The 25,877-nt window shown below is 52.1% G+C and carries 25 protein-coding genes; 3 read left to right on the top strand and 22 right to left on the bottom strand.

Annotated elements, in window-relative coordinates; genetic code table 11:
- Positions 1-47 precede the first annotated feature (47 nt).
- From C4F51_RS06560 to C4F51_RS06480, 17 genes are all read right to left on the bottom strand, one after another.
- Entirely contained in the window at positions 48-1,613 is a 1,566-nt protein-coding gene (locus C4F51_RS06560) for a sodium/sugar symporter (RefSeq protein WP_193908277.1), read from the bottom strand.
- A gap of 362 nt (positions 1,614-1,975) precedes the next feature.
- A complete protein-coding gene (locus tag C4F51_RS06555) occupies positions 1,976-2,761 on the bottom strand; it encodes an SDR family NAD(P)-dependent oxidoreductase (RefSeq protein ID WP_193908275.1) in 786 nt (261 codons plus the stop codon).
- A 100-nt stretch (positions 2,762-2,861) separates the two neighbouring features.
- Complete coding sequence (locus C4F51_RS06550) at positions 2,862-3,569, bottom strand: FadR/GntR family transcriptional regulator (protein WP_193908273.1); 708 nt, start codon at positions 3,567-3,569, stop codon at positions 2,862-2,864.
- A gap of 109 nt (positions 3,570-3,678) precedes the next feature.
- Positions 3,679-4,392, bottom strand: coding sequence for a phosphate signaling complex protein PhoU (gene phoU, locus C4F51_RS06545; protein ID WP_193912412.1), 714 nt, complete (start codon positions 4,390-4,392; stop codon positions 3,679-3,681).
- A gap of 15 nt (positions 4,393-4,407) precedes the next feature.
- Positions 4,408-5,172 (bottom strand): phosphate ABC transporter ATP-binding protein PstB, encoded by a 765-nt coding sequence (pstB, locus tag C4F51_RS06540; protein ID WP_193908271.1) that lies wholly within the window; start codon positions 5,170-5,172, stop codon positions 4,408-4,410.
- Between the two features lie 32 nt (positions 5,173-5,204).
- The gene (pstA, locus tag C4F51_RS06535; protein ID WP_235992289.1) at positions 5,205-6,887 is read right to left on the bottom strand and encodes a phosphate ABC transporter permease PstA; all 1,683 of its coding nucleotides are present in this window, start codon (positions 6,885-6,887) and stop codon (positions 5,205-5,207) included.
- 18 nt (positions 6,888-6,905) lie between these two features.
- Positions 6,906-9,167, bottom strand: coding sequence for an ABC transporter permease subunit (locus C4F51_RS06530; protein ID WP_193908269.1), 2,262 nt, complete (start codon positions 9,165-9,167; stop codon positions 6,906-6,908).
- A gap of 82 nt (positions 9,168-9,249) precedes the next feature.
- Complete coding sequence (locus C4F51_RS06525) at positions 9,250-10,218, bottom strand: PstS family phosphate ABC transporter substrate-binding protein (protein WP_193908267.1); 969 nt, start codon at positions 10,216-10,218, stop codon at positions 9,250-9,252.
- A 172-nt stretch (positions 10,219-10,390) separates the two neighbouring features.
- Positions 10,391-11,008, bottom strand: coding sequence for a Yip1 family protein (locus C4F51_RS06520; RefSeq protein WP_193908265.1), 618 nt, complete (start codon positions 11,006-11,008; stop codon positions 10,391-10,393).
- Positions 11,009-11,212: 204 nt separating this feature from the next.
- The gene (locus C4F51_RS06515) at positions 11,213-11,644 is read right to left on the bottom strand and encodes a ClpXP protease specificity-enhancing factor (RefSeq protein WP_193908263.1); all 432 of its coding nucleotides are present in this window, start codon (positions 11,642-11,644) and stop codon (positions 11,213-11,215) included.
- A 60-nt stretch (positions 11,645-11,704) separates the two neighbouring features.
- A complete protein-coding gene (locus C4F51_RS06510; RefSeq protein WP_193908261.1) occupies positions 11,705-12,334 on the bottom strand; it encodes a glutathione S-transferase N-terminal domain-containing protein in 630 nt (209 codons plus the stop codon).
- A gap of 71 nt (positions 12,335-12,405) precedes the next feature.
- Positions 12,406-14,457: a ubiquinol-cytochrome c reductase gene (locus tag C4F51_RS06505; RefSeq protein ID WP_193908259.1), complete on the bottom strand. Its 2,052-nt coding sequence runs from the start codon at positions 14,455-14,457 to the stop codon at positions 12,406-12,408.
- Position 14,458: 1 nt separating this feature from the next.
- The gene (gene petA, locus C4F51_RS06500) at positions 14,459-15,052 is read right to left on the bottom strand and encodes a ubiquinol-cytochrome c reductase iron-sulfur subunit (RefSeq protein WP_193908257.1); all 594 of its coding nucleotides are present in this window, start codon (positions 15,050-15,052) and stop codon (positions 14,459-14,461) included.
- 241 nt (positions 15,053-15,293) lie between these two features.
- Positions 15,294-15,686 carry a 30S ribosomal protein S9 gene (gene rpsI / locus C4F51_RS06495; RefSeq protein ID WP_193908255.1) on the bottom strand — a complete coding sequence of 131 codons (393 nt, stop codon included), beginning with the start codon at positions 15,684-15,686 and terminating at the stop codon, positions 15,294-15,296.
- Positions 15,687-15,696: 10 nt separating this feature from the next.
- Entirely contained in the window at positions 15,697-16,125 is a 429-nt protein-coding gene (rplM, locus tag C4F51_RS06490; RefSeq protein ID WP_193908253.1) for a 50S ribosomal protein L13, read from the bottom strand.
- A 102-nt stretch (positions 16,126-16,227) separates the two neighbouring features.
- Positions 16,228-17,337: a cell division protein ZapE gene (gene zapE / locus C4F51_RS06485; protein WP_193912408.1), complete on the bottom strand. Its 1,110-nt coding sequence runs from the start codon at positions 17,335-17,337 to the stop codon at positions 16,228-16,230.
- A gap of 42 nt (positions 17,338-17,379) precedes the next feature.
- Positions 17,380-18,039, bottom strand: a complete 660-nt coding sequence (locus C4F51_RS06480; RefSeq protein WP_193908251.1) for an alpha/beta hydrolase — start codon at positions 18,037-18,039, stop codon at positions 17,380-17,382.
- Between the two features lie 271 nt (positions 18,040-18,310).
- Between C4F51_RS06480 and C4F51_RS06475 the strand changes: the two genes are divergently transcribed.
- Entirely contained in the window at positions 18,311-18,835 is a 525-nt protein-coding gene (locus C4F51_RS06475; RefSeq protein WP_193908249.1) for a YhcB family protein, read from the top strand.
- An 89-nt stretch (positions 18,836-18,924) separates the two neighbouring features.
- Positions 18,925-20,067, top strand: coding sequence for a trypsin-like peptidase domain-containing protein (locus C4F51_RS06470; protein WP_193908247.1), 1,143 nt, complete (start codon positions 18,925-18,927; stop codon positions 20,065-20,067).
- 72 nt (positions 20,068-20,139) lie between these two features.
- Here the strand turns inward: C4F51_RS06470 and hisD are convergent, their stop codons facing one another.
- The 5 genes from hisD to C4F51_RS06445 all read right to left on the bottom strand — a co-directional run bounded on the left by hisD (position 20,140) and on the right by C4F51_RS06445 (position 24,503).
- The gene (gene hisD / locus C4F51_RS06465; protein WP_193908246.1) at positions 20,140-21,441 is read right to left on the bottom strand and encodes a histidinol dehydrogenase; all 1,302 of its coding nucleotides are present in this window, start codon (positions 21,439-21,441) and stop codon (positions 20,140-20,142) included.
- A gap of 91 nt (positions 21,442-21,532) precedes the next feature.
- Complete coding sequence (hisG, locus tag C4F51_RS06460; RefSeq protein WP_193908244.1) at positions 21,533-22,162, bottom strand: ATP phosphoribosyltransferase; 630 nt, start codon at positions 22,160-22,162, stop codon at positions 21,533-21,535.
- Between the two features lie 22 nt (positions 22,163-22,184).
- Positions 22,185-23,447, bottom strand: coding sequence for a UDP-N-acetylglucosamine 1-carboxyvinyltransferase (gene murA, locus C4F51_RS06455; protein ID WP_193908241.1), 1,263 nt, complete (start codon positions 23,445-23,447; stop codon positions 22,185-22,187).
- 81 nt (positions 23,448-23,528) lie between these two features.
- Entirely contained in the window at positions 23,529-23,774 is a 246-nt protein-coding gene (locus C4F51_RS06450) for a BolA family protein (protein WP_193908239.1), read from the bottom strand.
- A gap of 123 nt (positions 23,775-23,897) precedes the next feature.
- Positions 23,898-24,503, bottom strand: a complete 606-nt coding sequence (locus tag C4F51_RS06445; protein WP_193908237.1) for an MlaC/ttg2D family ABC transporter substrate-binding protein — start codon at positions 24,501-24,503, stop codon at positions 23,898-23,900.
- Positions 24,504-24,890: 387 nt separating this feature from the next.
- On the opposite strand from C4F51_RS06445, the gene C4F51_RS06440 reads away from it, so the two are divergent.
- Complete coding sequence (locus tag C4F51_RS06440) at positions 24,891-25,862, top strand: KpsF/GutQ family sugar-phosphate isomerase (RefSeq protein WP_193908235.1); 972 nt, start codon at positions 24,891-24,893, stop codon at positions 25,860-25,862.
- Positions 25,863-25,877 lie beyond the last annotated feature (15 nt).

Genomic DNA, 25,877 nt, shown 5'->3' with positions numbered 1-25,877 from the left:
CTATCCATCATCAGAGCGGCCGCTTCATCGAAGCGGCCGGATTGGATTTACCACCAGCTGGCGTAAAGCGCTGCCAGAATCAGGATCACACCGATACCGGCGATATTGAAACCGGTACTGGTTTTGAAGCTCATGTCTTTGAGGTCAATCGAGTTAGGCTGGTCACGACCGTTGCTCATCAGGGTAACGATAATGGCAAACGCCGCACACAACAGGAATACCAGACCAACGCGGTCAATGAACGGTAGTTCCGGCCACAGCAGTTTCAACAGCAGAGACAGCACGGCGGAAGAGATCGCCGCAACCAGTGCTGAAGTAGCCGTTGCTTTTTTCCAGAAGAAACCGAGCAGGAAGATGACCACGATACCCGGGGTAAAGAAACCGGTGAATTCCTGAATATACTGGAATGCCTGATCCAATTGACCCAGCAGCGGTCTTGCAACCAGCACCGCAATCGCCATGGAAACCAGCGCTACGATACGACCTACATTCACCAGACGGCGATTGGAGGCTTCGGAGTTAACCAGTTGCTTGTAAATATCCATGGTGAAGATGGTAGAAATACTGTTCGCCATGGTGCCCAGTGATGATGCAATCGCTGCAACCAATGCCGCAAAGGCAATACCCAGCAAACCGTGCGGCAAGAGCTTCATCATTTCGCCATAAGCCTGGTCCGGCTTGTCCAGCTCGGGAACCAGCATAAACGCAGCGATACCTGGAACCACCACGATCAATGGCATCAGCAGCTTGAGGTAAGCAGCAAAGGCGATACCTTTTTGCGCTTCCTTGAGGTTTTTCGCAGCCAGAGCGCGCTGGATAATGTATTGGTTGAAACCCCAGTAAGAAAGATTCATTACCCACAAACCACCTACCAGCACCGAGATACCCGGCAGGCTGATGTAATGCGGATTGGAGGAATCCAGAATCATGTCAAATTTTTCCGGCGCGTGGTCCATCAGCATTTTGAAACCCTGCACCGCGCCCTGACCATCGGCAATTTTATCCAGCGCCAGGTAAGACACCAGAAAACCACCAACAATCAACAGAACCACCTGGATAATGTCAGTCAAGGCCACCGCCTTCATACCGCCGTACAGCGAATACACCATGGCAAAAGTCGCCAGCGCCAACATCGCATGGGTCATATCCATGCCGGTGATGGAACGAATTGCCAGCGCGCCCAACCACAGTACCGAGGTCAGGTTTACGAAAACGTAAACGCCCAGCCAGAATACCGCCATGATGGTACGCACCCGGGCATCGTAACGCTGCTCAAGAAATTGCGGCATGGTGTAGATGCCTTTGGCGAGGAAGATCGGCAAAAAGTATTTACCGACGATGATCAGCGTAATGGCTGCCATCCACTCGTAAGACGCAATCGCCATACCAATGGCGAAGCCGGAGCCGGACATACCGATAATTTGCTCGGCGGAAATATTGGCAGAAATCAGCGACGCACCAATCGCCCACCAGGGCAGACTTTTACTGGCAAGAAAGTAGTCTTCGGCATTTTTTTGATGGCCGTCTTTTTCTCTCGATACCCACCATGCGATAGACATCAAAACCACCGCGTAAATGACAAGTACCGATAAATCGAGTGAATTCAAGCTCACAGATCTGTTCCTCGTTAGTTATTAATTGGTATTTTTTTAGCGATACCGCCTGGCGAACACAGAGAAGTTGCAATCGGTTACACCACCGCTTAAAGCGGTAAGTGGGCCATTACATTTCACAATGAAGTCAAAGACGTATCTGATTTCCCTTGCCGTTATTATTTTTCAACCTTAATAAACAGCAGCCGGAGCAACATAATCCGGATTTGCCAATAACAAGCGGTGGAGTCAGGCCACCGTTGAGAGACAAACGCCGTTACCAACCGGCTACTGTTTTTAACCCTGAGCGTCCTGCCCGATACACCTCTGAAACTCTGACCGTAGAATGCCAGAGGCAAATTCACCGATGCGTCCTGCACGGCTTACAAACGCCCCCCATCAACCACCAGTTGTTGGGAAGTGATCATCGCAGCATCGTCCGATGCCAGAAATAGTGCCAGCTTGGCAACGTCGTGAGCGCCGAGTCGCTTGCGCAAACACACCCGATCCATCCAGGCGGCCTCCTGCTCCGGCGTCAACCAGCGCGCCAATTGTTTTTCCGTCGCTACCCAACCGGGCAAGATGGCATTGACTCTAATATTATCGCTGCCGTACTCGGTGGCCAGCGCTTTGGTCAGCCCCAGCAAACCGGCTTTGGCGGTGATATAACCGGCCATATCCGGTGGGCCAAAACGGGCATTCACCGAACTGATATTTAATATTGCCCCGCCACCCGCTGCGGCCATCATGGGCTTGACGGTCTGCGCGGCGAAAAATGCCGGCGTTAAATTAACAGCCAGCCCATCCACCCATTGCTGTTCGGTGACGGTATCGGTGCGGTAACGCTGATCATCGGCCGCATTATTAATTAATACGGTGATATTGCCCAGCGCCTGTTGCGCCGCCGACACACTTTGTTGCAATTCGGTAACGCAACTGACATCCACCGGCGTGAACCAGGGGCGATTATAGCCGTCAGCCACCAGCTGATCACACAAAGCCGTTGCCGCTGCCTGATCCACATCGACAAAAGCAACTTGCGCGCCCTGGCTTGCAAATGCTTCTACCAGGCAGGCACCAATACCGCTGGCACCACCGGTAATAAACACCGTCCGGTTTTGCAAACTCCGGTAGGGTGTATAACCTTCGTGTGAAGAGTAATTGTACATATGACTCTTTCCATCGCCGCGTCAGCCAGCATTACATTTGCCAGCCAAACCGGTTATCGCTCGTCGAATCACATCGACACATCGATGTTGGTTAATTCGGTTATTTTTCACTCAGCGAGTGATCTATTAAATCCAGTGCTTCAACCAATAGTGATTTCATGTAACCCGCCGCCCGCTCACCATCACCGGCGGCGATCGCATCATAAACTTTTTTGTGATCGTCGTAACTTGCATTCAACACACCTTTTAGCTGGTTGGTGTTGGCAATGCTGACCCGCAAGGCTACCTGAATAAACTCGCGCAATTGAAAGAAAAAACGGTTATTGCTGGCCGCCAAAATGGCGCAATGGAAAGCAATATCTGCAGCAAGTGCATCGTCTTCACCGGCATCGGCTTTTTTCATACGCGCCAGGGCGGCAGCAATTGCGTCCATTTTTACGCTGTCATCGCTGTAAGCGGCAGCGAGTGATGCCGCTTCCGGCTCAATCGCCATGCGCAGCTGGGTGAATTCTTTCAGGAGTGGCAAGGAGGGTCTGGCGTCCAGTGTCCAGGACAACACATCAGCATCAAACATATTCCAATGGGAACCGGGCATCACCCGAATACCCTGGCGCGGACGCGATGCAATGAGGCCTTTGGCCGTCAGCATTTTTACCGCTTCACGGGTAACGCTGCGGCTGATGTTGAATTGACCGGACAACTCGGCTTCGGTAGGAAAGGCTTTGTCCATGGCGTATTCACCCTGAACAATAGCCGCACCCAATTGGTGAGCCAGTTGGTAAGTCAGATTACGTCCGGAATCCTGCATAGGGTTTGGCCTGGTTAACGAGTCGACAAACAGCCGGGCATTATAGGCACAGAGAGAAAAGGAGTAAAAGAACCACCTGGCGGACAGCCGACAGGTGGCAGAGGCGGAATCAGCGGGCGGGATCTTCGTCGGGCTGGTCTTCGGAAAAGTGACGAACATCTTCACCGTTGACCAGATAGATGACGTACTGCGCCAGATTGCGGGCGTGGTCGCCGATACGTTCAAGCGCACGCAACGACCAGAGGATGTTGAGCACACGGGTAATACTGCGCGGGTCTTCAATCATAAAGGTGACCATCTCGCGCATCGCGGTGCTGTATTCCAGATCAACCGTTTTATCGGTTTGCACCACGTTCAATGCCATTTCTATGTCGAGCCGGGCAAAAGCATCGAGAGCATCCTGCAACATTTTTGATACATGGTTGCCGATATGACGCACCTCAACATAACCGCGCGGCGCCATACCATCACGGTTTAATGCCATCGCCTGGCGGGCAATTTTGCTGGCCTCATCGCCAATGCGCTCAAGGTCGGTAATCGCTTTGGTAACGGCAATCACCAGCCGCAAATCGCTGGCCGCCGGCTGGCGGCGAGCGAGAATCCGCAAACACTCTTCGTCGATGGAAACTTCCATCGAATTTACGGTGCGGTCAGCCTGCACTACCTGTTCTGCTTTTTGCTGATCGGCATCAATCAGTGCCTGAATCGCATCATTAACCTGACGCTGCGCCATGCCGCCCATCTCGGATAAATGGGTGCGAATATCGTCGAGTTCCATATTGAACTGACGGGAAATATGATGTGTATGACCGGATAAATCCATAACCATAATGTGCACCTAGCCGTAGCGACCCGTAATGTAATCTTCAGTGTGTTTTTTTGCCGGATTGGTAAAGAGTTTGTCGGTATCACCGTATTCCACCAGTTTGCCCATGTACAAAAAAGCAGCGTAATCCGAAACCCTCGCCGCCTGCTGCATGTTGTGGGTAACAATCACAATGGTGTAACGGTTTTTCAATTCGTACATCAGTTCTTCAATTTTCAAGGTAGAAATAGGGTCGAGTGATGAAGCGGGTTCGTCCAGTAAAATGACTTCCGGCTCAATCGCTATGGCTCGGGCAATCACCAGGCGCTGCTGCTGGCCGCCGGATAATTCCAGTGCGCTTTTGTGCAACCGGTCTTTCACCTCATCCCATAAGGCTGCGCTGCGCAGCGATTGTTCAATCATCATATCCAGTGCACGGCGGCTTTTTACGCCTTGCAAACGCAAACCATAAGCAACATTTTCATACACGGTTTTCGGAAAGGGATTGGGCTTTTGAAACACCATCCCTACCTTGCGACGCAACTCCGAAACATCGGTACCTGCCGCATAAATATTCTCGCCATCCATTTGCACTTCGCCACTAACCCGGCAGTCATCCAGCAAATCATTCATGCGGTTGAAACAACGCAGCAAGGTGGATTTTCCACAACCGGACGGCCCGATAAAGGCGGTAACTTTTTTCTCCGGAATTTTCAGGCTTACCTGATCCAGCGCGCAGTGACCGCCGTAGTGCAACGACAAATCCCGAACATCTATTTTGATGGTTTCATTTTTCATGATGATTTCAATTCAATCAGGCGCAAGGTACTTTATTCCAAGGCGTCGCGGTATTTTCGCCGCAAATTATTACGGATACGAATGGCGGTCATATTCAGCATTACAATCAATAACAGCAGCACCAGACACGAGGCATAGACCAGTGAGCGAGTGCCATCACTATTGGCACTTTGAAAACCGCTGTCATAAATATGATAGCCGAGATGCATGATTTTCCGATCCAGGTGCACATAGGGAAAACTGCCATCAATCGGCAAGGCTGGCGCCAATTTGACTACACCCACCAGCATCAGCGGTGCCACCTCGCCAGCAGCCCGCGCCACGGCGAGAATCAACCCGGTCATCATCGCCGGTGTTGCCAGCGGCACAACCACTTTCCAGATAGTTTCGGTGCGCGTAGCACCCAGTGCAAAACTGCCGTGACGAATGCTCACCGGGATACGCGACAACCCTTCTTCGGTAGACACAATAACCACCGGCAAGGTTAACAACGCCATGGTCAATGCCGCCCAAAAAAGTCCGGGCGTGCCAAATACCGGCGCCGGTAATGAAGATTCGTAAAAGAGCCGATCAATACTGCCACCGACGATATAGACAAAAAATCCCAGACCGAATATGCCGTACACAATGGATGGCACCCCGGCGAGGTTATACACCGAGATGCGCACCAGCCGGACAAACCAGCCCTGCCGGGCATACTCGTGCAAAAATATTGCGGCCAGCACACCAAAAGGTGTGACCAGTACCGACATCACCAACACCATGACGACAGTGCCGAATATGGCCGGAAAAATTCCGCCAGCGGTATTGGCATCGCGCGGTGCGGATGAAACAAACAGCACAAACTTTTCTGTGTAGTCAGTAATACGGTCGGCCAACGACATGCGATTCGGCCAGGTTACACGCAGGATATCTGCCAGCGGAATTTCCAACTCGTCGCCACTGGCGGTGCGCACCTGCAAGCCGTCTTTTGACAGTTCAGCGAGCCAATGCGCCCGTTGCTGGTAGAGCGAATCATATTCCTGTTGAAAAACTGCATGCTGCTCTTCACTCTCCTGCTGGCGATAAACGGCCGACGCATTCGCCCCGTTTTTATCAACCACATTTTGTTGCTGCGCCAAGGTTTGCATGGCTTCGCTGAGCGGCGCCAGTTGTTTTCTTTCCAGCTCATGCAGTTGTTTTTGCAATAACCGGTAGCGCTGCAAATAATTTGTGAGCTCTTCAGAAAATTTTTCATCGGCAGCGGCAAGTACCACCTCGCCCTGGTGCACAAGTGCGACCGGGTAACCGTAAAAATCCCCTCGACGATTTCGCTCTATAATCAGCGCATCCGCGGGTACAGTGGCTGCGTGCAACAGTTCTTCCGGCAACCAGCGATAGGTGTCGCTGGCGAGGTCACGGTTAGCGGTACCGAGAAGCACCTGGATTGGCTTGTTATTTTTTATGTTGTTGCCATCACCCGTACGGAGGTGATCTGCGATTTTTTCTCTGGCAAGCACACGCCCCAGCAGTGTTTCTGCGCTGCCACTTTCATCGGTCCAGGTTACTTGCAGTAATGCGGGCGTCCAGAAATGACCAAAGCCGCGCACGGCAATGACCGCAATCAAACCGAAAACCATCAGCATGCACAGGGTCACCGCACCGGCATTCAACCACACCCAGGGTGAACCGCTGCGATACCAGGATAACCATCGTTTGCCGATCTTCGTTTTCAAAAAATACCCTGCATTGCGTTAAAGATTTTTATACTGCTTGCGAATACGCTGACGAATCAACTCCGCAATCGTGTTTACCGCAAAGGTCAGCACCAATAAAACCAACGCCGCTATAAATAAAACCCGGAAATGACTGCTCCCGGAAGCCGCTTCCGGCAATTCAACCGCCAGTGTTGAGGTTAAACCACGAAAGCCTTCGAAGAGATTTAAATTGACCAGCGGACTGTTACTGGAAGCCATTAAAATAATCATGGTTTCACCGATGGCACGACCAAAGCCCAGCATAATGGCAGAAAGAATACCGGCACTGGCGGTTGGCAGCACCACGTAATACAAGGTTTGCCAGGCGGTTGCGCCCAACGCCATTGAACCCTGGGATAAATGCCGGGGCACACTGAACAAAGCTTCTTCGGATAAGGTAAATACGGTGGGAATAATCGCGAAACCCATCGCGACACCAATCACCAGGGCATTGCGTTGTTGATAATCCATGCCTTGCGCCGATAACCATATACGCATGTCGCCCGCAAAAAACAGCTGCTCGATCAGCGGCGCAATGGCGACACAAAACAGCGATAACACGACCAGCGGTAGCAAAAGTAATAATGCTTCACGACCACGGGACAAGCGCTCGTGCAAACCGGCTGGCAGTAGCGAAAAAACAAAGCCGAAGAGAATAAACCCCGTCGGCATCACCACCAGCAAAGTGAAAAACAGCACCAGATGCTGCTCAATAACCGGCGCGAACCAGATGCCCGCCAGAAAACCGATAATCACCGTTGGCAAGGCTTCCATCATTTCAATAGCCGGTTTTACGCGTTCACGATGACGTGGATGCATAAAGCAAGCGGTGTAAATGGCAGCCATCACACCGAGCGGAATAGCAAACAACATGGCGTAAAGTGCGGCTTTCAAGGTGCCTACCGTTAACGGCACCAGACTCATTTTTGCATCGTAGGTATCATCGGTGGAGGTTGCTTGCCAGACATAATCCGGCGAGGCACGACCTTCATGATGTGTTTTTTGCCAGAGCGAAGAGAGCGAAACGTCCGGGTGGGTATTGCGGATATGCAAGCGCACCAGATCGCCCTGATCTGTCGCCAACAAAGCGCGCTGGTTGTCTGCCGACATGGAAATCTGGCTGATGCTTCCACTCAGCGGAATTTTTTTTTGCAACAACGCCGCCACGGAAGACACATAGTAAATGCCGAAATAACCTTTGTTGTCCGCAACCAGAAAGCCTCGGCGAGCCGATTCAGCAGTAATCGCAGTAACGCTGCCCGGCATGGCTTCAAATTCACGCACCGGCTGCAGCGTCATCTCGCCTTCGGGCGTTGTTACCACAAACCACTGCAAAAGCTGCCCGAGCGCATCGCCGGTAATGAGCGATATATCCCCCGGCAAACCTTGCAAGGCATTGATGCTGGTGCTGGTCGCCCTCACCCGCGCCGCCTGTTGCGGTACCTGCCAATTGCGTAAATCCAGCAAATTCAAATAACCCTGATCGTCAGCCACCACCGCATAATCACCGTTTCGCGACAGGTGCAGCTTGTGCGGCAAAGCGCCGGATTCCAACGTCGGGAGGGATATTACCTGGCTGGCCTGGACGGTAAAACTTTCGTCGGGCTGTTTGGTGAGTTCAAACGCGGCCAACAATAATCGGTGGTCCTGCGTGGCGGCCACCGCAAACAGTTGATCGCCGGTCGCCCGCACCGCCAGCGAATGAATCGCTGCGCCCTGCAGGTCTAACAAATAACCTTTTTTGTCCGGGAATAACGTTTTTACCGGCGTGGTACCAGGTTGCGCGGTCAGCGCAGGAATCACCTGAAGCAATTGGATATAGCCATCTGCAAACCCTGCCGCCAACCAGGAACCCGCTGTTACTGACATAGTCGCACTGGTTAATAGCGCCTCGTCAGACAATAACGACAGCTGCTGAATTTTTTTTGCCGAAACAGGATCAAATACATCGACCTCACCCGCCGCATTGACGATCAATGCATGGCTTGATTGACGCGGCTGAAGCAGTGCCAACCTGGCAGGCTCGTCCGCCTGAGCTGCCGTATGGGCGGTAACGGTCACCGCCGGTGCCTGAAAAGCCGGAGCGGCCTGATAAAACATGTAGATAATAATCAGCGCCAGCGAACCGATCACCGCAAACCCGGCGAGGGAAACCCCGATGCGGGCCAGAATATCCCTCAATAAACGGGTACGGCGCAAACGCGCCCGCTGCGATGCATCGGGTAAAGCAGCTGCCGGCTCCGATTGGCTGTCCATCATGATGTTGCTTGTTTAACCCGCATAAAAGGATCTGAACCTTCAATTATCAACCCACACCGCGCTATAAAATCCATCAGAGAATTTAATGTTCCGCAGCAAAGCCAAGCGTATGACGCACTTGTTGCAGCTGTTCTGACGGCAACGGAATATAACCATCCTGCGCAATAATATCCTGACCTTCCTGTGAAAAGATCAGTTTTAAAAATTCGGTTTCCAACGCCGATAAAGGATGATCGGGATGACGATTCACGTAAAGATAGAGCGTTCGCACCAGCGGATAACTGCCGGACCGGGCGTTTTCGCGGTTGGGCAGCAGTGCCTTCCCGGCTACATCAATCGCCAGCGACTTCACCCCGGCACTTTTGAATCCAATACCGGCGTAGCCAATGCCATTGATGGAACCGGCAACACCATTCACTACCGAGGCAGACCCCGGCATTTCATTGATATCCGCTTTAAAGTCACCACCACAGAGTGCAGTATTTTTGAAAAATCCGTAAGTGCCGGAGACGGTATGTCGGCTGTAACGCTCAAAATCGCGTTTTGCCCAGGAACCTTCCAGACCAAGATCACCCCAGAAGCGAATATCAGCAGCTTGCCCACACCGGCGGGATACCGAAAAAATGGCGTCCAGCTGCGTCATGCTTAACTTTGTCAGCGGGTTGTTCCTGTGCACATAAACGGCAATCACATCCAAAGCGACAGGAATTGCCGTTGGGTAGTAGCCATAGCGGGATGCAAAAATCTCTTTTTCAGTGGCGCGCATTTCCCGACTCATCGGCCCCAGATTGGCCGTTCCTTCGAGCAACGCGGTGGGTGCAATGGATGAACCGGTGCCCTGCACCTGTATATTGACCGCCGGATAATAGCGCTGAAAGGCTTCGCTCCAGAGAATTAATAAATTATTCAGGGAGTCGGAACCCATGCTATTCAGGGTGCCTCCAATCCCGGACACGGGCTGATATTCAGACGAATCTGATGGCTGCGCCCCTGCAAATGAACCAGCCGCAAACCCGCATAAAATAAGAACCCGCAAAAACTGTTGGAGCATTCGATAAACCGCAGCCGGTGAAAGATTCCCGAAGTGTCGTTTTTTTACGGTTATGTTACAAACAGAATATGACAATTTCATGACTGGACACAGGGTCGCCGGGTGACAGACATGAAAAAAGCAGCCCAAAGGCTGCTTTTTTCATGTAGCTGCAGAGTATCAGATAACGGGATTAGTGCGTATAGATAGGCCCCAGCCCCATTCCCCACACAATAACCGTACCCGCCAATACCACCACGGCCAGCACCAGAGCGACGGTGATTACCGAACTCGAATAGATAAAACCCCGTTCTTTGGGGATATTCATCAATATGGGGATGCCCTCATAAACCAGATAAACCGAGTAGGCGCCGGCGATAAGAAACACACTGGCGACCAGCCATAAGTGCGGATAAACCAGTGCCAATCCGGCAACCATCAGCGGCGCGGCAGAATAAACCGCCATCGCCATGCTGCCATAATGCCGCTGCGCCCTGTCTCCGGAAACCCCGAAGCTGCGCGACATCCAGTGAATGTATTCGCCAAGCGCATAAATAACACCCAGCTGGGCAAAGTAAGCACCAATACACAACCAGAGCGCACTTTCAGAGGTTAACTTGACCACCCCGCCGCTGCCAACACTCCAGCCAACCTGGGTTACGCCGAACCAGGCCGCAATCACCGGGATCAGTGCCAACAGGGGGGTATGCACCAGATAGACTTGAAGGTAAGAATGGCGCTCGTCGCGAATGCGCTGCCATTCTTTGTCAGGATTGATAAACACACCCACGGTATGTTGCAGCATGGCCATAGTCTTGCTCCTGATAACTGATTTTTATGAGGGAACGCTTTAAGTATCAGTCAGTTATTCAGGTGCCACAAAGATCGTATTGTTATGACCAGAAGAGGCAAATAAGCAGAGGTTATGAAAACCCAAGGCAGGAAATTAAAAAAACACTGTTAATAATTTTACGGAATCAACAGAAAACCACCTGTTGATTCCGGTAACACAGCGCTACTTTATCACTCGCAGGCCGCCCTTCCGCGGTTTGGAGCCACTGCCAATGTCAGTTACCGTAGCGGGCGCAGGTGCCGGCGAAACCGGGCTGGGGGATGGCGACTTCGGTGCCGGCTCAGCCTCAAACATCATTCCCTGGCCATTTTCGCGGGCGTAAATGCCCAGCACCGCGCCGTAAGGAATAAACAGATCAAAGGGAACACCACCAAAGCGGGCATTAAATGCGATGGAGTCTGGCCCCATGTAAAAATCCCGCAAGGCAGAGGGGGAAATATTCAGGATGATGTGGCCATCTTTATTGACGTGCTGTTGTGGCACGTGGGTTTCCGGGTAATGCGCATCGACCAGAATATGCGGTGTTACTTCATTATCAACAATCCACTCATAAAGTGCGCGAACCAGATAAGGACGACTGGAAGTCATGGACATAAAAAATTACCCCGAGCCGGACCACCAAAGGCGCCCGGTTAATCAATTCATAAAAAAACATTATGAGCGCATTAAACGCTCTTCATCCGACAAACCGGCTTGAAACGTATCACGGGCAAATACCCGCTGCATATACTCCAGCAATGGCCGGTTGTGCGCGTTATTTTCCAGCTCTATGCCCATCAGCGGCAAACGCCACAAGATCGGCGCCAGACAACAATCCATCAACGAGAACTCGTCGCTGAGAAAAAACGGCTTTTCAGCAAATACCGGTGCAACAGCAACCAGGCTGCTTTTAAATTCACTGCGCGCTTTTTCTACCGCAGCAGGCGGCGATTTGCCCAGCAGTGTATCCACCCAGGGCGCCCATTCCTTGTCGAGACGGTAAATCCACAAACGGCTTTTCGCTCGCGCTACCGGATACACCGGCAATAGCGGCGGATGCGGAAAACGCTCATCAAGATACTCCATAATCACCCGCGGCTCAAAAAGAACCAGATCGTCACGGTCGAGCAAGATGGGCAGGGTGTTATAGGGGTTTAAATCCAGCAGGAAGGCAGGCAATTTTTCAGGTGATGTCGCCATAACATCGACCGCAATGCCTTTTTCAGCCAGAACAATCCGGACCCGATGGCTGGCGTGCGAATTGCTATCGGAATAAAGCGTCATTGCAGAGCGTTTGTTATTCATAAATCTTTAACCCCTGAAAGCCACAAACAAAAACGGGCGGTAAGAACCGCCCGTTTCCGAGTATTCAACGATTAATGAATACCCTTCCAGTACTCGCGATTAAGCAGGTACGTGAAGATGAACAATATACCAATGAAGAGCAGCACGAAGATACCAATGCGCTGACGATCCAGCGTGTAAGGCTCAGCCACATACTCCAGGAAGTTGACCAGATCGTATACCGCACGATCAAATTCCGCCGTATTCATGCTGCCTTTGATAGAACCCTGAACCAGTGCACCGCAATGCTCGTCAATTTCCGGGTTACCCAGGTTATCACGCAGAACACCGCCGCCCGGAGCCAGTTTTGGACCAGGACCGCACTGCAACAGACCTTGCAGACCGATCATGACGTGCGGCATACCTACGTTGGCAAACACCCGGTTGTTAACGCCCAGCGGACGGGTCGGATCTTCGTAGAAGTTACGCAGGTAAGTGTACAACCACTCCGGAGAACGCGAACGGGCAACCAGGCTCAAATCAGGCGGTGCAGCACCGAACCACATTTTTGCCTGCGCAGGACGCATACTGATCTGCATCAGATCACCGATACGCTGATCGGTAAAGATCAGGTTTTCAGTCATCAGCTCGTGCGGGATACCCAGGTCATCAGCAACGCGCTCGTAACGTGAGAAACGTGCGGAGTGACAGCCCATGCAGTAGTTAACAAAGTACTTGGCGCCGCGCTGCAAGGATTCCTGATTGGTTAAATCCGGAACCATTTCATCACACTCAATGGCACCACACTTGAAATGACCTTCTGCACCTACTGCTTTGATCGGCAGGATAACCATCACCAGGAAGAGCACCAACCCGCCCAGCGTCATATACAACGGCAAGCCTTTGGTTTGTACACGTTTTGGTTCTGGCAGCGTTTTTTCACGCGCAGTCCAGAAAGGCATGCCAATGAAGTAGGCAAAGTAAATCACAGTACAGATTTGCGCCAGAATTGTACGGCCATCGGTAGGTGATTTCACGCCGAGGTAACCCAGAATCACGAAGGAAGCAGCAAACACCAGCAGCGCAATACGGCTGAAGTTGCCTTTGTAACGCATGGATTTAACCGGGCTTTTGTCGAGCCATGGCAACACGAACAGAATCGCAATCGCAGCACCCATCGCAATCAAGCCCAGGAACTTGGAATCCAGTGGGCCCAGATCAAAGTTAACAGCACGCAAAATGGCGTAGAAAGGTGTGAAGTACCATACCGGCGCAATGTGCTCAGGCGTCTTCAGGTTATTTGCTTCTTCGAAGTTGGCGTATTCCAGGAAGAAACCGCCCATTTCCGGCATGAAGAAAATAACGAAACAGAATACGAACAGGAATACGCTGATACCCACCAGGTCATGCACGGTGTAGAACGGATGGAAAGGTACGCCATCACGCGGGATGCCGTTTTCATCTTTGTTCTTTTTGATTTCGATACCGTCAGGGTTGTTGGAACCCACTTCGTGCAGTGCCAGCAAGTGCAGCACAACCAGCGCCAGCAACACGATCGGCATGGCCACTACGTGCAGAGCAAAGAAACGGTTCAGGGTAATACCGGAGATCAGATAGTCACCGCGAATCCACTGTACCAGTTCATCACCGACAACCGGGATAGCACCGAACAGCGAAACAATCACCTGGGCGCCCCAATAGGACATTTGTCCCCATGGCAATACGTAGCCCATAAAGGCTTCTGCCATCAGCACCAGATAAATGGTCATACCGAAAATCCACACCAGCTCGCGAGGCGCTTTGTAAGAGCCGTACAGCAAGCCGCGGAACATGTGAAGGTAAACAACGACGAAGAAAGCAGAGGCACCGGTGGAGTGCATGTAACGCAGCAACCAGCCGTAGTCGACATCACGCATGATGTATTCAACTGAAGCGAACGCGCCTTCAGCTGTCGGAGTGTAGCTCATGGTCAGCCAGATACCGGTAACCAGCTGGTTAACCAATACCAACAGCGACAGAACACCGAAGAAATACCAGAAGTTGAAGTTCTTCGGTGCGTAATATTTACCCATGTGGGTATCCCATGCGCGCTGCACAGGAAGACGGGCATCAACCCAATTCCAGAGACCTGTTAACCAATTCATTTTACGCCCCCTGATCTTCGCCGATGACTACAACACTATCGCTTTCATAGATGTGTTTCGGCACTTCAAGGTTAATCGGAGCTGGTACGCCTTTGAATACGCGTCCGGCAAGATCGAATTTGGAACCGTGACATGGACAGAAGAAACCGCCCTGCCAATCAGAGCCACCGAGATCAACAGCACCCACATCCGGACGGTACATAGGCGCACAACCGAGGTGGGTACACAAACCAACCAGAATCAGAAACTCGTCCTTGATAGAACGGTACTGGTTTTTGGCATAATCGGGTTGCTGGGGAGTGGTTGATTCCGGATCACGAACAAGATCAACAGTTTTTGCAAGGCCATCAAGAGCCTCACGCGTGCGTCGAACGATATACACCGGCTTTCCGCGCCATTCGACAGTGATCATCTGCCCTGGCTCAATCTTACCGATATTGGCTTTTACCGGAGCTCCTGCCGCTCTGGCTTTGGCGCTTGGGTTCCAGGAACCCACAAAAGGAACAGCCACACCAACAGCACCTACTGCACCTACCAGAGTGGTAGCGGCAGTCAGCACCCGACGGCGTGTAATATTTACTACGTCATTACTCATGACGATTCTCCCCTAACAGCTTCCGACGGCTAGTAAATCATTGAATTTCAACGATTTTGATTGTTTTGCACTAACTGGAAAAACGGCCAATCTTAAAGAAATTACGCGCCGCTTACAAGAATATCCACATAATAGATAATGGATTATAAACTTCGGGTAAAAAAAAACGCCCAAGCTCTCGAAGAACATGGGCGTTTCCATGCAAATTCCTCCCTGCACAACAGCAGAAAGGAAAATGACATTAACGCTTGGAGAACTGCGGCTTCTTACGTGCTTTACGCAGACCCACTTTCTTACGCTCAACTTCACGAGAGTCGCGAGTAACAAAGCCGGCTTTACGCAGAGACGGACGCAGAGACTCGTCGTAATCCATCAGTGCACGGGTCAGACCGTGACGAATAGCGCCTGCCTGACCGAAGCTGCCGCCACCACTTACGGTGACTTTAACGTCGAACTTGTCAACCAGACCAACGTTTTCCAACGCCTGGCGAACAACCATGCGCGCTACCGGACGACCGAAATACTCATCCAGAGGACGATCATTTACGGTGATAACGCCAGTACCTGCAGTGATGAACACACGAGCAGTTGAGGTCTTGCGGCGACCTGTGCCGTAGAATTGTGTTGCAGACATGTTCAGCCCCTTAAATATCTAATACTTGAGGTTGCTGAGCAGCATGCGGATGCTCATTACCTGCGTACACTTTCAATTTCTTGAACATCGCACGACCCAGAGGACCTTTCGGCAACATGCCTTTTACGGCGATCTGGATGGTACGCTCAGGTGCTTTCTGAATCAGCTTTTCAAAGCTGATAGATTTAATACCGCCCACAAAACCGGTGTGGTGATAGTAAATTTTGTCAGTGGTTTTTTTACCAGTGACACGCACCTTTTCCGCATTGATTACAACGATATAATCGCCGGTATCAACGTGCGGGGTGTATTCAGGCTTGTGTTTGCCACGCAAGCGCGAAGCAATTTCTGCTGAGATACGGCCGAGGGTTTTACCCGACGCATCTACAACGAACCAGTCGTGAACGACGGATTCCGGTTTGGCAACGTAAGTCTTCATGTTATTCCTGCCTGTTAATGTGGTGTGACCCACCCAAAAAGAGCGCGAATACTACACAACCACCAAAAAACTTTCAAGCCACCTACCCAAAAAGATATAGGTTCAGGGCCGGTGCGGCCTGGCCAGATACTCGTGGCTTTGCATCTCCAGCAAGCGGCTGACGGTACGCTGGAACTCAAAAGAGAGCCGCCCTTCGCTGTAAATATTTGCCAAAGGCACGTCAGCAGACAGAATCAGCTTGACCTGGCGGTCATAAAACTCGTCAACCATATTAATAAAGCGACGCGCCATATCTTCATTCTTGTGGCCCATTGCCGGTACATGACTGACCAGCACGCTGTGATATTCGCAGGACACCACAATGTAGTCGTTCTGCGATCGCGGGCCATCGCAAATCGCCGGAAAATCAAACCAGACAACGCCATCAGCTTCCATCTTCGCCCGTATGGGCCTGCCCTCAATCTCCAGCACACAGTCATGGCGGATATTGGCGGCATTGGGCACCAGATTATGGAAGCACTGCGACAAACTGGCCTCTGCCTGAGCGTCGGCAGGCGAATAATAAAGCGCCGCCTGAGTCAGCGCGCGCAACCGGTAATCGACACCGCCATCCACATTGACAATAACCGTCTGCTGTTTGAGCAACTCAATGGCCGGTAAGAATCGTGCACGCTGCAAGCCATCCTTGTAAAGACCATCCGGCACAATATTGGAGGTAGTGACCAATACCACTCCGCGGCGAAACAAGGCGTCCAGCAGCGTTGCCAAAATCATCGCATCCGTGATATCAGAGACAAAAAATTCGTCAAAACAGATAACCCGCGCCTCTTTGGCGATGGTGTCGGCCACCAGCTCCAAAGGATTTTTCTGACCCGCCAACTGTTTTAATTCAGCATGAATACGCCGCATAAAGCGATGAAAGTGCGCCCGCATTTTTTCCGGAAACGGCAAACTTTCGTAGAAGCAGTCCATCAACCAGGTTTTGCCGCGCCCTACTCCACCCCAAAAATACAAACCTTTAATATTCGGCACGGCCATCTGGCGCCGCAAAAGACGCCCAAGCAACGAAGGCTCACGAGCAGCTGAAGCAGCCACCAGCTCTTCGTAGAGCCGTTGCAAATGGGCAACTGCCTCGGCCTGCGCCGGATCATGGCGAAAATCAGGGCTCTGCAAGGCCTGTTGATATCTCTCAAACGGAGACAGGGATGTCACTTCACCGGAATTCACTAAAACCACCCGTTGGAAAACTGTTTGTTAGGCCAGCGTTTCGGCCAGCACGTCACTGACATCGCGCTTCAAAGCGGTCAGAAAACCATGAAAAAAATGCCCGGCCTTTTCGTATGCCACCAGCCGAAGCGGGGATTGCAAACCTGCCGCCCAGTCATGCACCTGCTGCGCAGGGATCAGCTCATCCTGCCCCCCTTGAACCACAGTCACCGGCACGGCGAAGCGATGATTTATTTCATAGACATAGCGATCCACTGGCGGCGCCACCAGCAACAGGTGAATAAGATCGTCACAGGTATGGCTCACCGCAGCTGCAATAGACGACCCAAACGAAAATCCGGCCAGCAAAAGAGCCGCAGGCTGCAATTGAGCGCGGCACCAGGCAATCACTGCGCGCAAATCTTCCTTCTCTCCAACACCACGATCAAATTCGCCACTGCTGTTACCAACACCGCGAAAATTGAATGTGACTACCTGGACACCCAGATCACGGTAGGTTCGCAGCAAAGTGGTTACCACTTTATTGTTCATATCACCGCCCCGGGTCGGGTTGGGATGACAAACAATTGCACTCCACGCCTTGTTGGCGAAAATACCCGCCGGGTCAGGGCGCAGCCACTTGACCTCAATCTGACCCGCCGGGCCAGCTATTAAAAAGGTGTGTTCTTTCTCTGTCAGAGGCAACATAACCGGCACCCACTCCCGCGAGTCATTCAGGATAACCAATCACACCGATTACTATCCGAAAAAAGCCCGTATAATAGGCGCTCATCTGAAAGGTGAAAACCTTTCTCTCTATAAATACCGAAGCTTGCCCGTCAATATCAGCAGGCTATGCGAACAAAATTGTCGACTTGCAGACGACGTAACGCATCATAAACCAGCTATAGTATGATGGCGGGGTTCGCTCGAATTTTTCCGTTTAGTTAAGGCTTAACGAGCACTTAAGGAGAGTTTTGTGGTTTCATTCAGTACACTTATTGTTGCTTGCCTGATCAGCCTGATTGTCGGGGGTGGTCTCGGTGCATTTTTGCTGTATCTTTTCAGAGCGCAGGTATACAGCCAGGAGCTTGAGCAGCGCCTGCACGACGCCGAAGGCACATTGCAAAGTTATCAGCGCGATGTGGCAGAACATTTTGCACAAACTTCACAACTGGTTAACAACCTCACGCAAAGCTATCGCGATGTACACGAACATCTGGCAAATAGCGCACTGAAACTGGCCACGCCGGCCATCAGCAAACAAATTCTGGATTCAGCCAACGGCAACTTGCTGGGTGGCGAAAAATCCTATATCAATGAACAACAGTTTGAAGCACCGAGAGACTGGGCACCCAAGACTGCCGGCTCCAGCGGCACGCTGAGCGAAGAATACGGCCTGCATGATTACCATCATGACGACAAGGACATCGATCAGATCAAAGCGCCTGCCGCCGATGGTGTAGCTGAATACGATCCGGATGATACCAAGTATAAATCCTGATGCATTTGTAACGAAAAATGTCGGGCACTTACGATCATCACCGCCGTCTTGTTGACTGCTAATACCTGGCAACAGGTCGGAGAAAATTCATGTCGCTGCAACGTTTGCTGCAGTTTATCGGTTGGCCGGTGGTTGCGGGGTTATTGATCGCAACACTGGCCTTATTGCTTTTTCCGCAGCTACGTCCCGACACAACTGACAACACCTCACCACGCACAATTCCTGGCGCTCCCGTCTCCTACTCCGAGGCGGTAAGCAAGGCGGCGCCGTCGGTGGTTAATATTTATACCTCCAAAATCGTGCAGCGCCGCAACCAGTCGCTGGCCGACAACCCGCTGTATCGTCATTTATTTAACAACGCCAATACGCCGCAACAAGTGCGCATGCAATCCACACTGGGGTCAGGCGTTATTGTTGACGACCAGGGGCACATTCTTACCAACAACCATATTATTGAAGGTGCCGACGAGATTCAGGTATTGCTGAATGACGGCAGGGAAACCGATGCGCAAGTCGTAGGCATTGACGACGAAACCGATCTCGCGGTTCTTAAAATATCACTGGAGGCCGTTTCGGCCATTGCATTTGGCGACCCGTCACGGGCGCGCGTAGGCGATGTAGTGCTGGCCATCGGCAACCCGTATGGCGTAGGCCAAAGTGTGAGCCAGGGTATTGTCAGCGCCACCGGCCGCTACAATCTTGGCACCAGTTTTTATGAAAACTTTATTCAAACCGACGCCGCGATTAACCCGGGCAACTCGGGCGGCGCACTGATTGACGCTTACGGCAATCTGATTGGCATCAACACCGCCGTGCTGGATGAAACCGGTGCATCCATCGGGATTGGCTTTGCCGTGCCTATCGACATGGCCATGAAATCGCTTAACTCCATTATCCAATACGGCAAAGTGGTGCGCGGCAGCCTCGGCTTTACTGGCAGCATTGTGTATTTCAAAAGTGAATTTGTTGCCCGCAACAACCTGAATACCGGTACGGCGTTGCGGGTTGAACATATTGAACCGCGCGGCCCGGCCCACCTTGCCGGCATTCGCCCGGGCGATTTGATAACTCACCTTAACCAACAACCGGTGGGCGATGGCCGCCAGGCACTGAACCTGATTGCCGATACACCACCAGGCGATACGTTGAAAGTACAACTGATTCGCTACAACACAATGCTGGAAGTCGATGTGATTGTTGGCACGCGGGAATCCGGCAAAACCAGAACCTGATTCACGCCGGGCCCTCACCATAAAAAAAGCCGCACTGAATGCGGCTTTTTTATATTTTGCGGATCAATTTTCCTAATCGATAATGCGATATTCCGCAGAGCGCGCGTGAGCCTCAAGGCTTTCGCTGCGTGCCAGCACAGATGCAACCTTACCCAGCGTAGATGCGCCTTGCGCCGAACACTGAATAATAGAACTGCGCTTCTGAAAATCATAAACACCCAGCGGCGAAGAAAATCGTGCGGTGCCGGATGTCGGCAACACGTGATTGGGGCCTGCACAATAATCACCCAGCGCTTCGGGCGTGTAACGCCCCATAAAGATAGCACCGGCGTGACGAACAGCTGGCAACAAGGCTTGCGGGTCTTCGACCGACAACTCCAGATGCTCGGGCGCAATACGGTTACTGACCTCAAGCGCTTGCTCAATATTGGCAACCTTGATCAGCGCACCGCGGTTTTTCAACGAGGTCGCAGCGATGGCAGTTCTTTCCAAACCAGGCAGCAGTCGCTCGATAGCAGCCTCTACCTTATTTAGAAATTCTTCATCAGGGCTGACCAGAATGGCCTGCGCCTGCTCGTCATGCTCCGCCTGACTGAACAAATCCATCGCGATCCAGTCCGGATCAGTCTTGCCATCACACACCACCAGAATTTCTGACGGCCCGGCAATCATGTCAATTGCAACCTGACCAAACACCGCGCGCTTGGCAGTGGCCACATAAATATTACCCGGCCCGACAATCTTGTCGACGCGAGTAATAGTGTTAGTGCCGTAAGCCAGCGCGGCAACCGCCTGGGCGCCACCAATGGTAATGACGCGATCTACACCGGCAATGGCTGCAGCGGCCAATACCATCGGGCTAAGCTCGCCATCCGGCGCCGGCACTACCATGGTTAACTGCTCAACCCCGGCCACTTTGGCAGGAATGGCATTCATCAACACCGAAGAAGGATAAGAAGCTTTGCCACCCGGAACATACAAACCTACCCGTTCCATGGCGGTAATTTGCTGCCCCAACACGGTGCCATCCGCCTCGGTGTACTGCCAGGATTCCTGTCGCTGATGCTGGTGATATTGACGAATTCGCTCGGCAGCCACCTGCAAAGCATCGCGCTGTTCGCCAGAAATACTGTGCAAAGCCGCGTGCAATTGCTCGGGTTTGATAACCAGCTCATCCACCGAAGCAACCTGGCGGCGGTCAAAACGGTTGGTGTACTCCACCAATGCATCGTCGCCCCGCGCTTTTACTTCGCGAAGAATATCACTCACGACGCCCGCAACATTGGCATCACTGACCGATTCCCAAGCCAGCAAAGCATCGAGTCGCTCATCGAAGTCGCTTTGCGTTGCATCCAAACGGGTAATTACCGACATAATTTCCTCTGACAAACCAGGGTTGACTCATCCAATCATGAAGCCGACCCCGGAAAAAAGCTCATTTAAACTTCTTATGCGGATGATTGATTCAGTTCACTGCCGATTCAATGGCATCAATGATGCGCTGAATAGGTACGTGCTTCATTTTCATGGAGGCTTTGTTCACGATAAGCCGGGAACTGATATCGGCGATAAACTCGCGCGGCTCAAGACCGTTGGCACGCAAGGTATTGCCGGTATCGACGATATCAACAATTTCATCGGCCAGCGCCATGATTGGAGCCAACTCCATTGCGCCATAGAGTTTGATAATGTCGGCCTGCTGCCCGCGAGATGCGTAATATTGGCGAGCAATATTCACATATTTGGTGGCTACGCGCAGACGCCCCTGTACCGGCGGTTGATTGCAGATAGCAGCGGTCATTAACTTGCAGCGGGCAATTTTCAAATCCAGCGGTTCATACAAACCTTCGGCGCCGTTCTCCATGAGCATGTCCTTGCCGGACACCCCCATATCAGCCGCACCAAATTGTACGTAAGTAGTCACATCGGCACCGCGCAATAACAGCAAACGCACATCCGGCTGATTGGTTTCAAAAATCAGCTTGCGGCTTTTGTTCATGTCTTCCAGCGGTTCAATACCCGCTACCGCCAGTAAAGGCAGGGTTTCTTCAAGAATGCGCCCTTTGGTGAGCGCGATCGTCAACTCTTGACTCATGGTCTGATCCATTGCATCGAAATTATTGCCGAACCCGACGAATATCCGCGCCCAGCGTATGGAATTTTGCCTCAATACTCTCGTAACCGCGATCGATATGATAAATGCGGTCAATCAGCGTAGAGCCATCGGCCACCAGCGCGGCAATAACCAGACTGGCCGACGCACGCAAATCGGAGGCCATTACCGGTGCGGCTTTCAAACGCTCCACACCTTTTACAATAGCGGTATTACCTTCCAGCAAAATGTGCGCATCCATCCGGTTCAGCTCACTGACTTGCACCAGACGGTTTTCAAAAATGGTTTCGGTTACCGTACCAGTGCCCTCAGCAACGGCGTTCATCGCCATAAATTGGGACTGCATGTCGGTAGGGAAAGCCGGGTAAGGCGCGGTACGGATGTTGACCGCTTTCGGACGACGCCCCTGCATATCCAGCTCAATCCAGTTGTCACCCACTTCAAGATGAGCACCAGCCTCTTCAAGCTTGATTAGCACGGCTTCAAGAATATCAGCGCGGGTGGCAGTTAAACGCACTTTGCCACGGGTAGCTGCTGCGGCCACCAGGTAAGTACCGGTTTCAATACGGTCAGGCATCACTTCATATTCGCAACCGCGTAACGAGGTTACGCCGTCAACGGTCAAGGTTGCGGTGCCAATACCTTCGATTTTCGCACCCATCGCAACCAGCATATGCGCCAAATCGACAATTTCCGGTTCACGGGCAGCGTTTTCCAGAATGGTTCGCCCTTCTGCCAGCACCGCCGCCATCAGCAAATTCTCGGTGCCACCCACAGTGACGATATCCATCAAAATATGTGCGCCTTTCAGGCGACCATTGGTTTTGGCGCGGATGTAACCGCCATCAATTTCGATGTGCGCACCCATGGCTTCAAGGCCACGCAGGTGAATATCAACCGGGCGGCTGCCGATAGCACAACCACCGGGAAAGGAAACATTGGCTTCGCCAAAACGAGCCAGCAATGGTCCCAGCACCAGAATCGAAGCGCGCATGGTTTTCACCAGATCATAAGGCGCCGTGGTAGAGGTTACATGAGAGGCATCAACGCTTACCTTGCCCTCATCACCCACTTCAATGGCCAGCCCCAGCGTTTTGAGCAAGGCGACCATGGTCGAGATATCATTCAAACGGGGAACATTGCCCAGACTAACAATACCATCGGCCAATAAGGTGGCGGCGAGAATTGGCAAAGCGGCATTTTTTGAGCCGGAGATGCGCAGCTCTCCCTGCAAAGGGCCGCCACCGGTAATAATAAATTTGTCCATCAAGTGTCCGATAACAAGAGATTGCGGCAGTGCGGCTTAAGGCCGAAAACCACCAATACGGGTAATGGGAGAAGCTCGGGGTTACTGCTGCTGTTGCCGCCACTCTTCCGGAGTAAAGGTCTTCATGTAGTCAACCGCATGAATGCTGCCATCAGCAAACTGCTCAGCCAGAGCGCCGTAAACCAGCTGTTGTTTTTTCACAATAGACAGACCGGCAAACGCGGAGCTGATAACAACAAGATTAATATGATTGCCCTGAACGCCAACTTCTACCTGGCTATCGGGAATGGCGCGCTGGATCAGCGCCTGAATCTGTTCGGACTGCATAAATGGCTCTCGGAAAAAGCAGAAAATGACGAAATAAACTGGCCGGGAATCTTACCGGAATGCGCCTTGCGGCGCACCCCTGAATTCCGGAAAGACGGGCATCAAGCAAAGAAAAGCTGGCGATCAGACCTCGGACAACCAGTTGTTGATGACTTTATCAATATCGCCGCCTTCCTTACGCAAGGCCGCTGTAAATTGGCTGCTGAACGACTGGCCGAGATTTACCCCATTCAATACCACGTTGATCAGACGCCAATCTTCACCCACTTGACGCAAGGTGTAGGACAACTGATGTACCGCACCCTCATGGGCAACTTCCTGCCGAACCACAGCCCGCTTGGCATTTTGTGCATTCTGATCAACACCCACTACTTTAATGGCACTGTTTGCGTAACCGGCAATACCCTTGGCATAAGAGCGAACCAGGCCATTTTTGAAGACTTCCGCAAAGCGGGTTTTCTGCTCAGCGGTTGCTTTGCCCCAGGCATCACGCCCCATAACGACGGCGGCGATGTAACGAAAATCGACCACCTTATCCAGCACCTTATCTACACCGGTGTAATAAGCTTCAGAGTCTGCCGGATGGGCTTTTACCACGGTGAACAATTCGGTGGTTACTTCCTCTACCAGCACACGAGGATCTTTGGGCGCTGCGGACGCACCGCTTACTGAAAAAACCAGCGCCAAACCGCCAACTACACCCAACAAACGCTTCATTGCCATATTCATTCGTGTACCTCTTCCATCGCTATCAATAAATCGCACCCAAAGCCGAAGGCTTTCAATGCCGTGAAATTACGCACTGCACAGCGTGTACTAGGACACACCGCACCCGATAAAGTGCCCGGCCCTGAAATGACCGCGCCGACCGGCAGAGCCAAAGGCCAGAGAATCCGGGCTTGAAACAACCACGTTCGGAACAAGGCACCTGAGCCAAAACAGAGCCATAGGGCGCCAAATTGTAACATTCCGGTAACGCGCCAAACGTTAAATTCAATGCAACTTTCAGGATTAGTTTGCAGCAGATGTTGCCAGGCAAATCAGTGAGCCCCTTGGGCGATCTTCCCGGATAGGGCTATAATGCTGGATTTGCCGGACATTTTACGGATCTTCCGCATGCCCTCATTTGACTTCATCAGCTCGGCACACCGCACCCTCAACATCGAAAGCGCCGCTGTGGCCACACTGGCCACGCGTTTTGACAGTCACTTTGTCAAAGCCTGCACCATGCTGATGAACTGTAAGGGCCGCGCCATTGTGATGGGCGTGGGCAAATCGGGCCATATTGGTAAAAAGATAGCAGCTACCCTGGCCAGCACCGGTTCACCGGCGTTTTTTGTACACCCCGGCGAAGCCAGCCACGGCGACTTGGGAATGATCACATCAACCGACGTGGTCATCGCCATCTCCTACTCCGGTAACTCCAACGAACTGGTTACTCTGCTACCTTTATTAAAGCGCCTTAATATTCCGGTTATCGCCCTCACCGCCAAACCTCGCTCACCGCTAGGTGAATTTGCCGAGGCCTGCCTGGATATCAGCGTTGAACGTGAAGCTTGCCCCCTGGCGCTGGCACCTACCGCCAGCACTACCGTAACGCTGGTGATGGGCGATGCACTGGCTATTGCCTTGCTGGAAGCGCGGGGTTTTACCGCGGAAGATTTTGCCTTTTCCCACCCGGGCGGCACCCTGGGTCGAAAACTGCTGTTACGGGTTGCCGACATCATGCATGACGAAACCGCCATCCCCCGGGTTTCACCCACCACACCGCTCCTGCAAACCCTCATGGTGATGAGTGAAAAAGGTTTTGGCATGACAACGGTTGCCGATGACAGCACAGACTTGCTGGGGGTTTATACCGACGGCGACCTGCGCCGCAGCATTGATCGCGGTATCGATATCCACACCGCGGTAGTGGGCGATGTCATGAACCGGCAACCGATCACCGTGGCCGCCAACGCGCTGGCGGCTGAAGCGCTGGCGGTGATGGAGCAGAAGAAAATTAACGTGCTGCTGGTAGTAAACGAACAAAAGCGGCTGATCGGAGTGGTCAAAATAAACGACATACTGCGCGCCGGCATTATTTAACTTCAAACGGCAATA

It is taken from the genome of Cellvibrio polysaccharolyticus (genome assembly GCF_015182315.1).
Classification (GTDB): Bacteria; Pseudomonadota; Gammaproteobacteria; order Pseudomonadales; family Cellvibrionaceae; genus Cellvibrio; species Cellvibrio polysaccharolyticus.
This window is presented reverse-complemented; position numbering and strand designations above follow the sequence as displayed.

Bases quoted from the DNA above. Each gene is read 5' to 3' on its own strand.
- C4F51_RS06555 (WP_193908275.1), bottom strand. From the start codon at position 2,761: ATGTACAATTACTCTTCACACGAAGGTTATACACCCTACCGGAGTTTG.
- C4F51_RS06550 (WP_193908273.1), bottom strand. From the start codon at position 3,569: ATGCAGGATTCCGGACGTAATCTGACTTACCAACTGGCTCACCAATTG.
- phoU (WP_193912412.1), bottom strand. From the start codon at position 4,392: ATGGATTTATCCGGTCATACACATCATATTTCCCGTCAGTTCAATATG.
- pstB (WP_193908271.1), bottom strand. From the start codon at position 5,172: ATGAAAAATGAAACCATCAAAATAGATGTTCGGGATTTGTCGTTGCAC.
- C4F51_RS06530 (WP_193908269.1), bottom strand. From the start codon at position 9,167: ATGATGGACAGCCAATCGGAGCCGGCAGCTGCTTTACCCGATGCATCG.
- C4F51_RS06525 (WP_193908267.1), bottom strand. From the start codon at position 10,218: ATGCTCCAACAGTTTTTGCGGGTTCTTATTTTATGCGGGTTTGCGGCT.
- C4F51_RS06520 (WP_193908265.1), bottom strand. From the start codon at position 11,008: ATGGCCATGCTGCAACATACCGTGGGTGTGTTTATCAATCCTGACAAA.
- C4F51_RS06515 (WP_193908263.1), bottom strand. From the start codon at position 11,644: ATGTCCATGACTTCCAGTCGTCCTTATCTGGTTCGCGCACTTTATGAG.
- C4F51_RS06510 (WP_193908261.1), bottom strand. From the start codon at position 12,334: ATGAATAACAAACGCTCTGCAATGACGCTTTATTCCGATAGCAATTCG.
- C4F51_RS06505 (WP_193908259.1), bottom strand. From the start codon at position 14,457: ATGAATTGGTTAACAGGTCTCTGGAATTGGGTTGATGCCCGTCTTCCT.
- petA (WP_193908257.1), bottom strand. From the start codon at position 15,052: ATGAGTAATGACGTAGTAAATATTACACGCCGTCGGGTGCTGACTGCC.
- rpsI (WP_193908255.1), bottom strand. From the start codon at position 15,686: ATGTCTGCAACACAATTCTACGGCACAGGTCGCCGCAAGACCTCAACT.
- rplM (WP_193908253.1), bottom strand. From the start codon at position 16,125: ATGAAGACTTACGTTGCCAAACCGGAATCCGTCGTTCACGACTGGTTC.
- C4F51_RS06480 (WP_193908251.1), bottom strand. From the start codon at position 18,039: ATGTTGCCTCTGACAGAGAAAGAACACACCTTTTTAATAGCTGGCCCG.
- C4F51_RS06470 (WP_193908247.1), top strand. From the start codon at position 18,925: ATGTCGCTGCAACGTTTGCTGCAGTTTATCGGTTGGCCGGTGGTTGCG.
- hisD (WP_193908246.1), bottom strand. From the start codon at position 21,441: ATGTCGGTAATTACCCGTTTGGATGCAACGCAAAGCGACTTCGATGAG.
- hisG (WP_193908244.1), bottom strand. From the start codon at position 22,162: ATGAGTCAAGAGTTGACGATCGCGCTCACCAAAGGGCGCATTCTTGAA.
- murA (WP_193908241.1), bottom strand. From the start codon at position 23,447: ATGGACAAATTTATTATTACCGGTGGCGGCCCTTTGCAGGGAGAGCTG.
- C4F51_RS06450 (WP_193908239.1), bottom strand. From the start codon at position 23,774: ATGCAGTCCGAACAGATTCAGGCGCTGATCCAGCGCGCCATTCCCGAT.
- C4F51_RS06445 (WP_193908237.1), bottom strand. From the start codon at position 24,503: ATGAATATGGCAATGAAGCGTTTGTTGGGTGTAGTTGGCGGTTTGGCG.
- C4F51_RS06440 (WP_193908235.1), top strand. From the start codon at position 24,891: ATGCCCTCATTTGACTTCATCAGCTCGGCACACCGCACCCTCAACATC.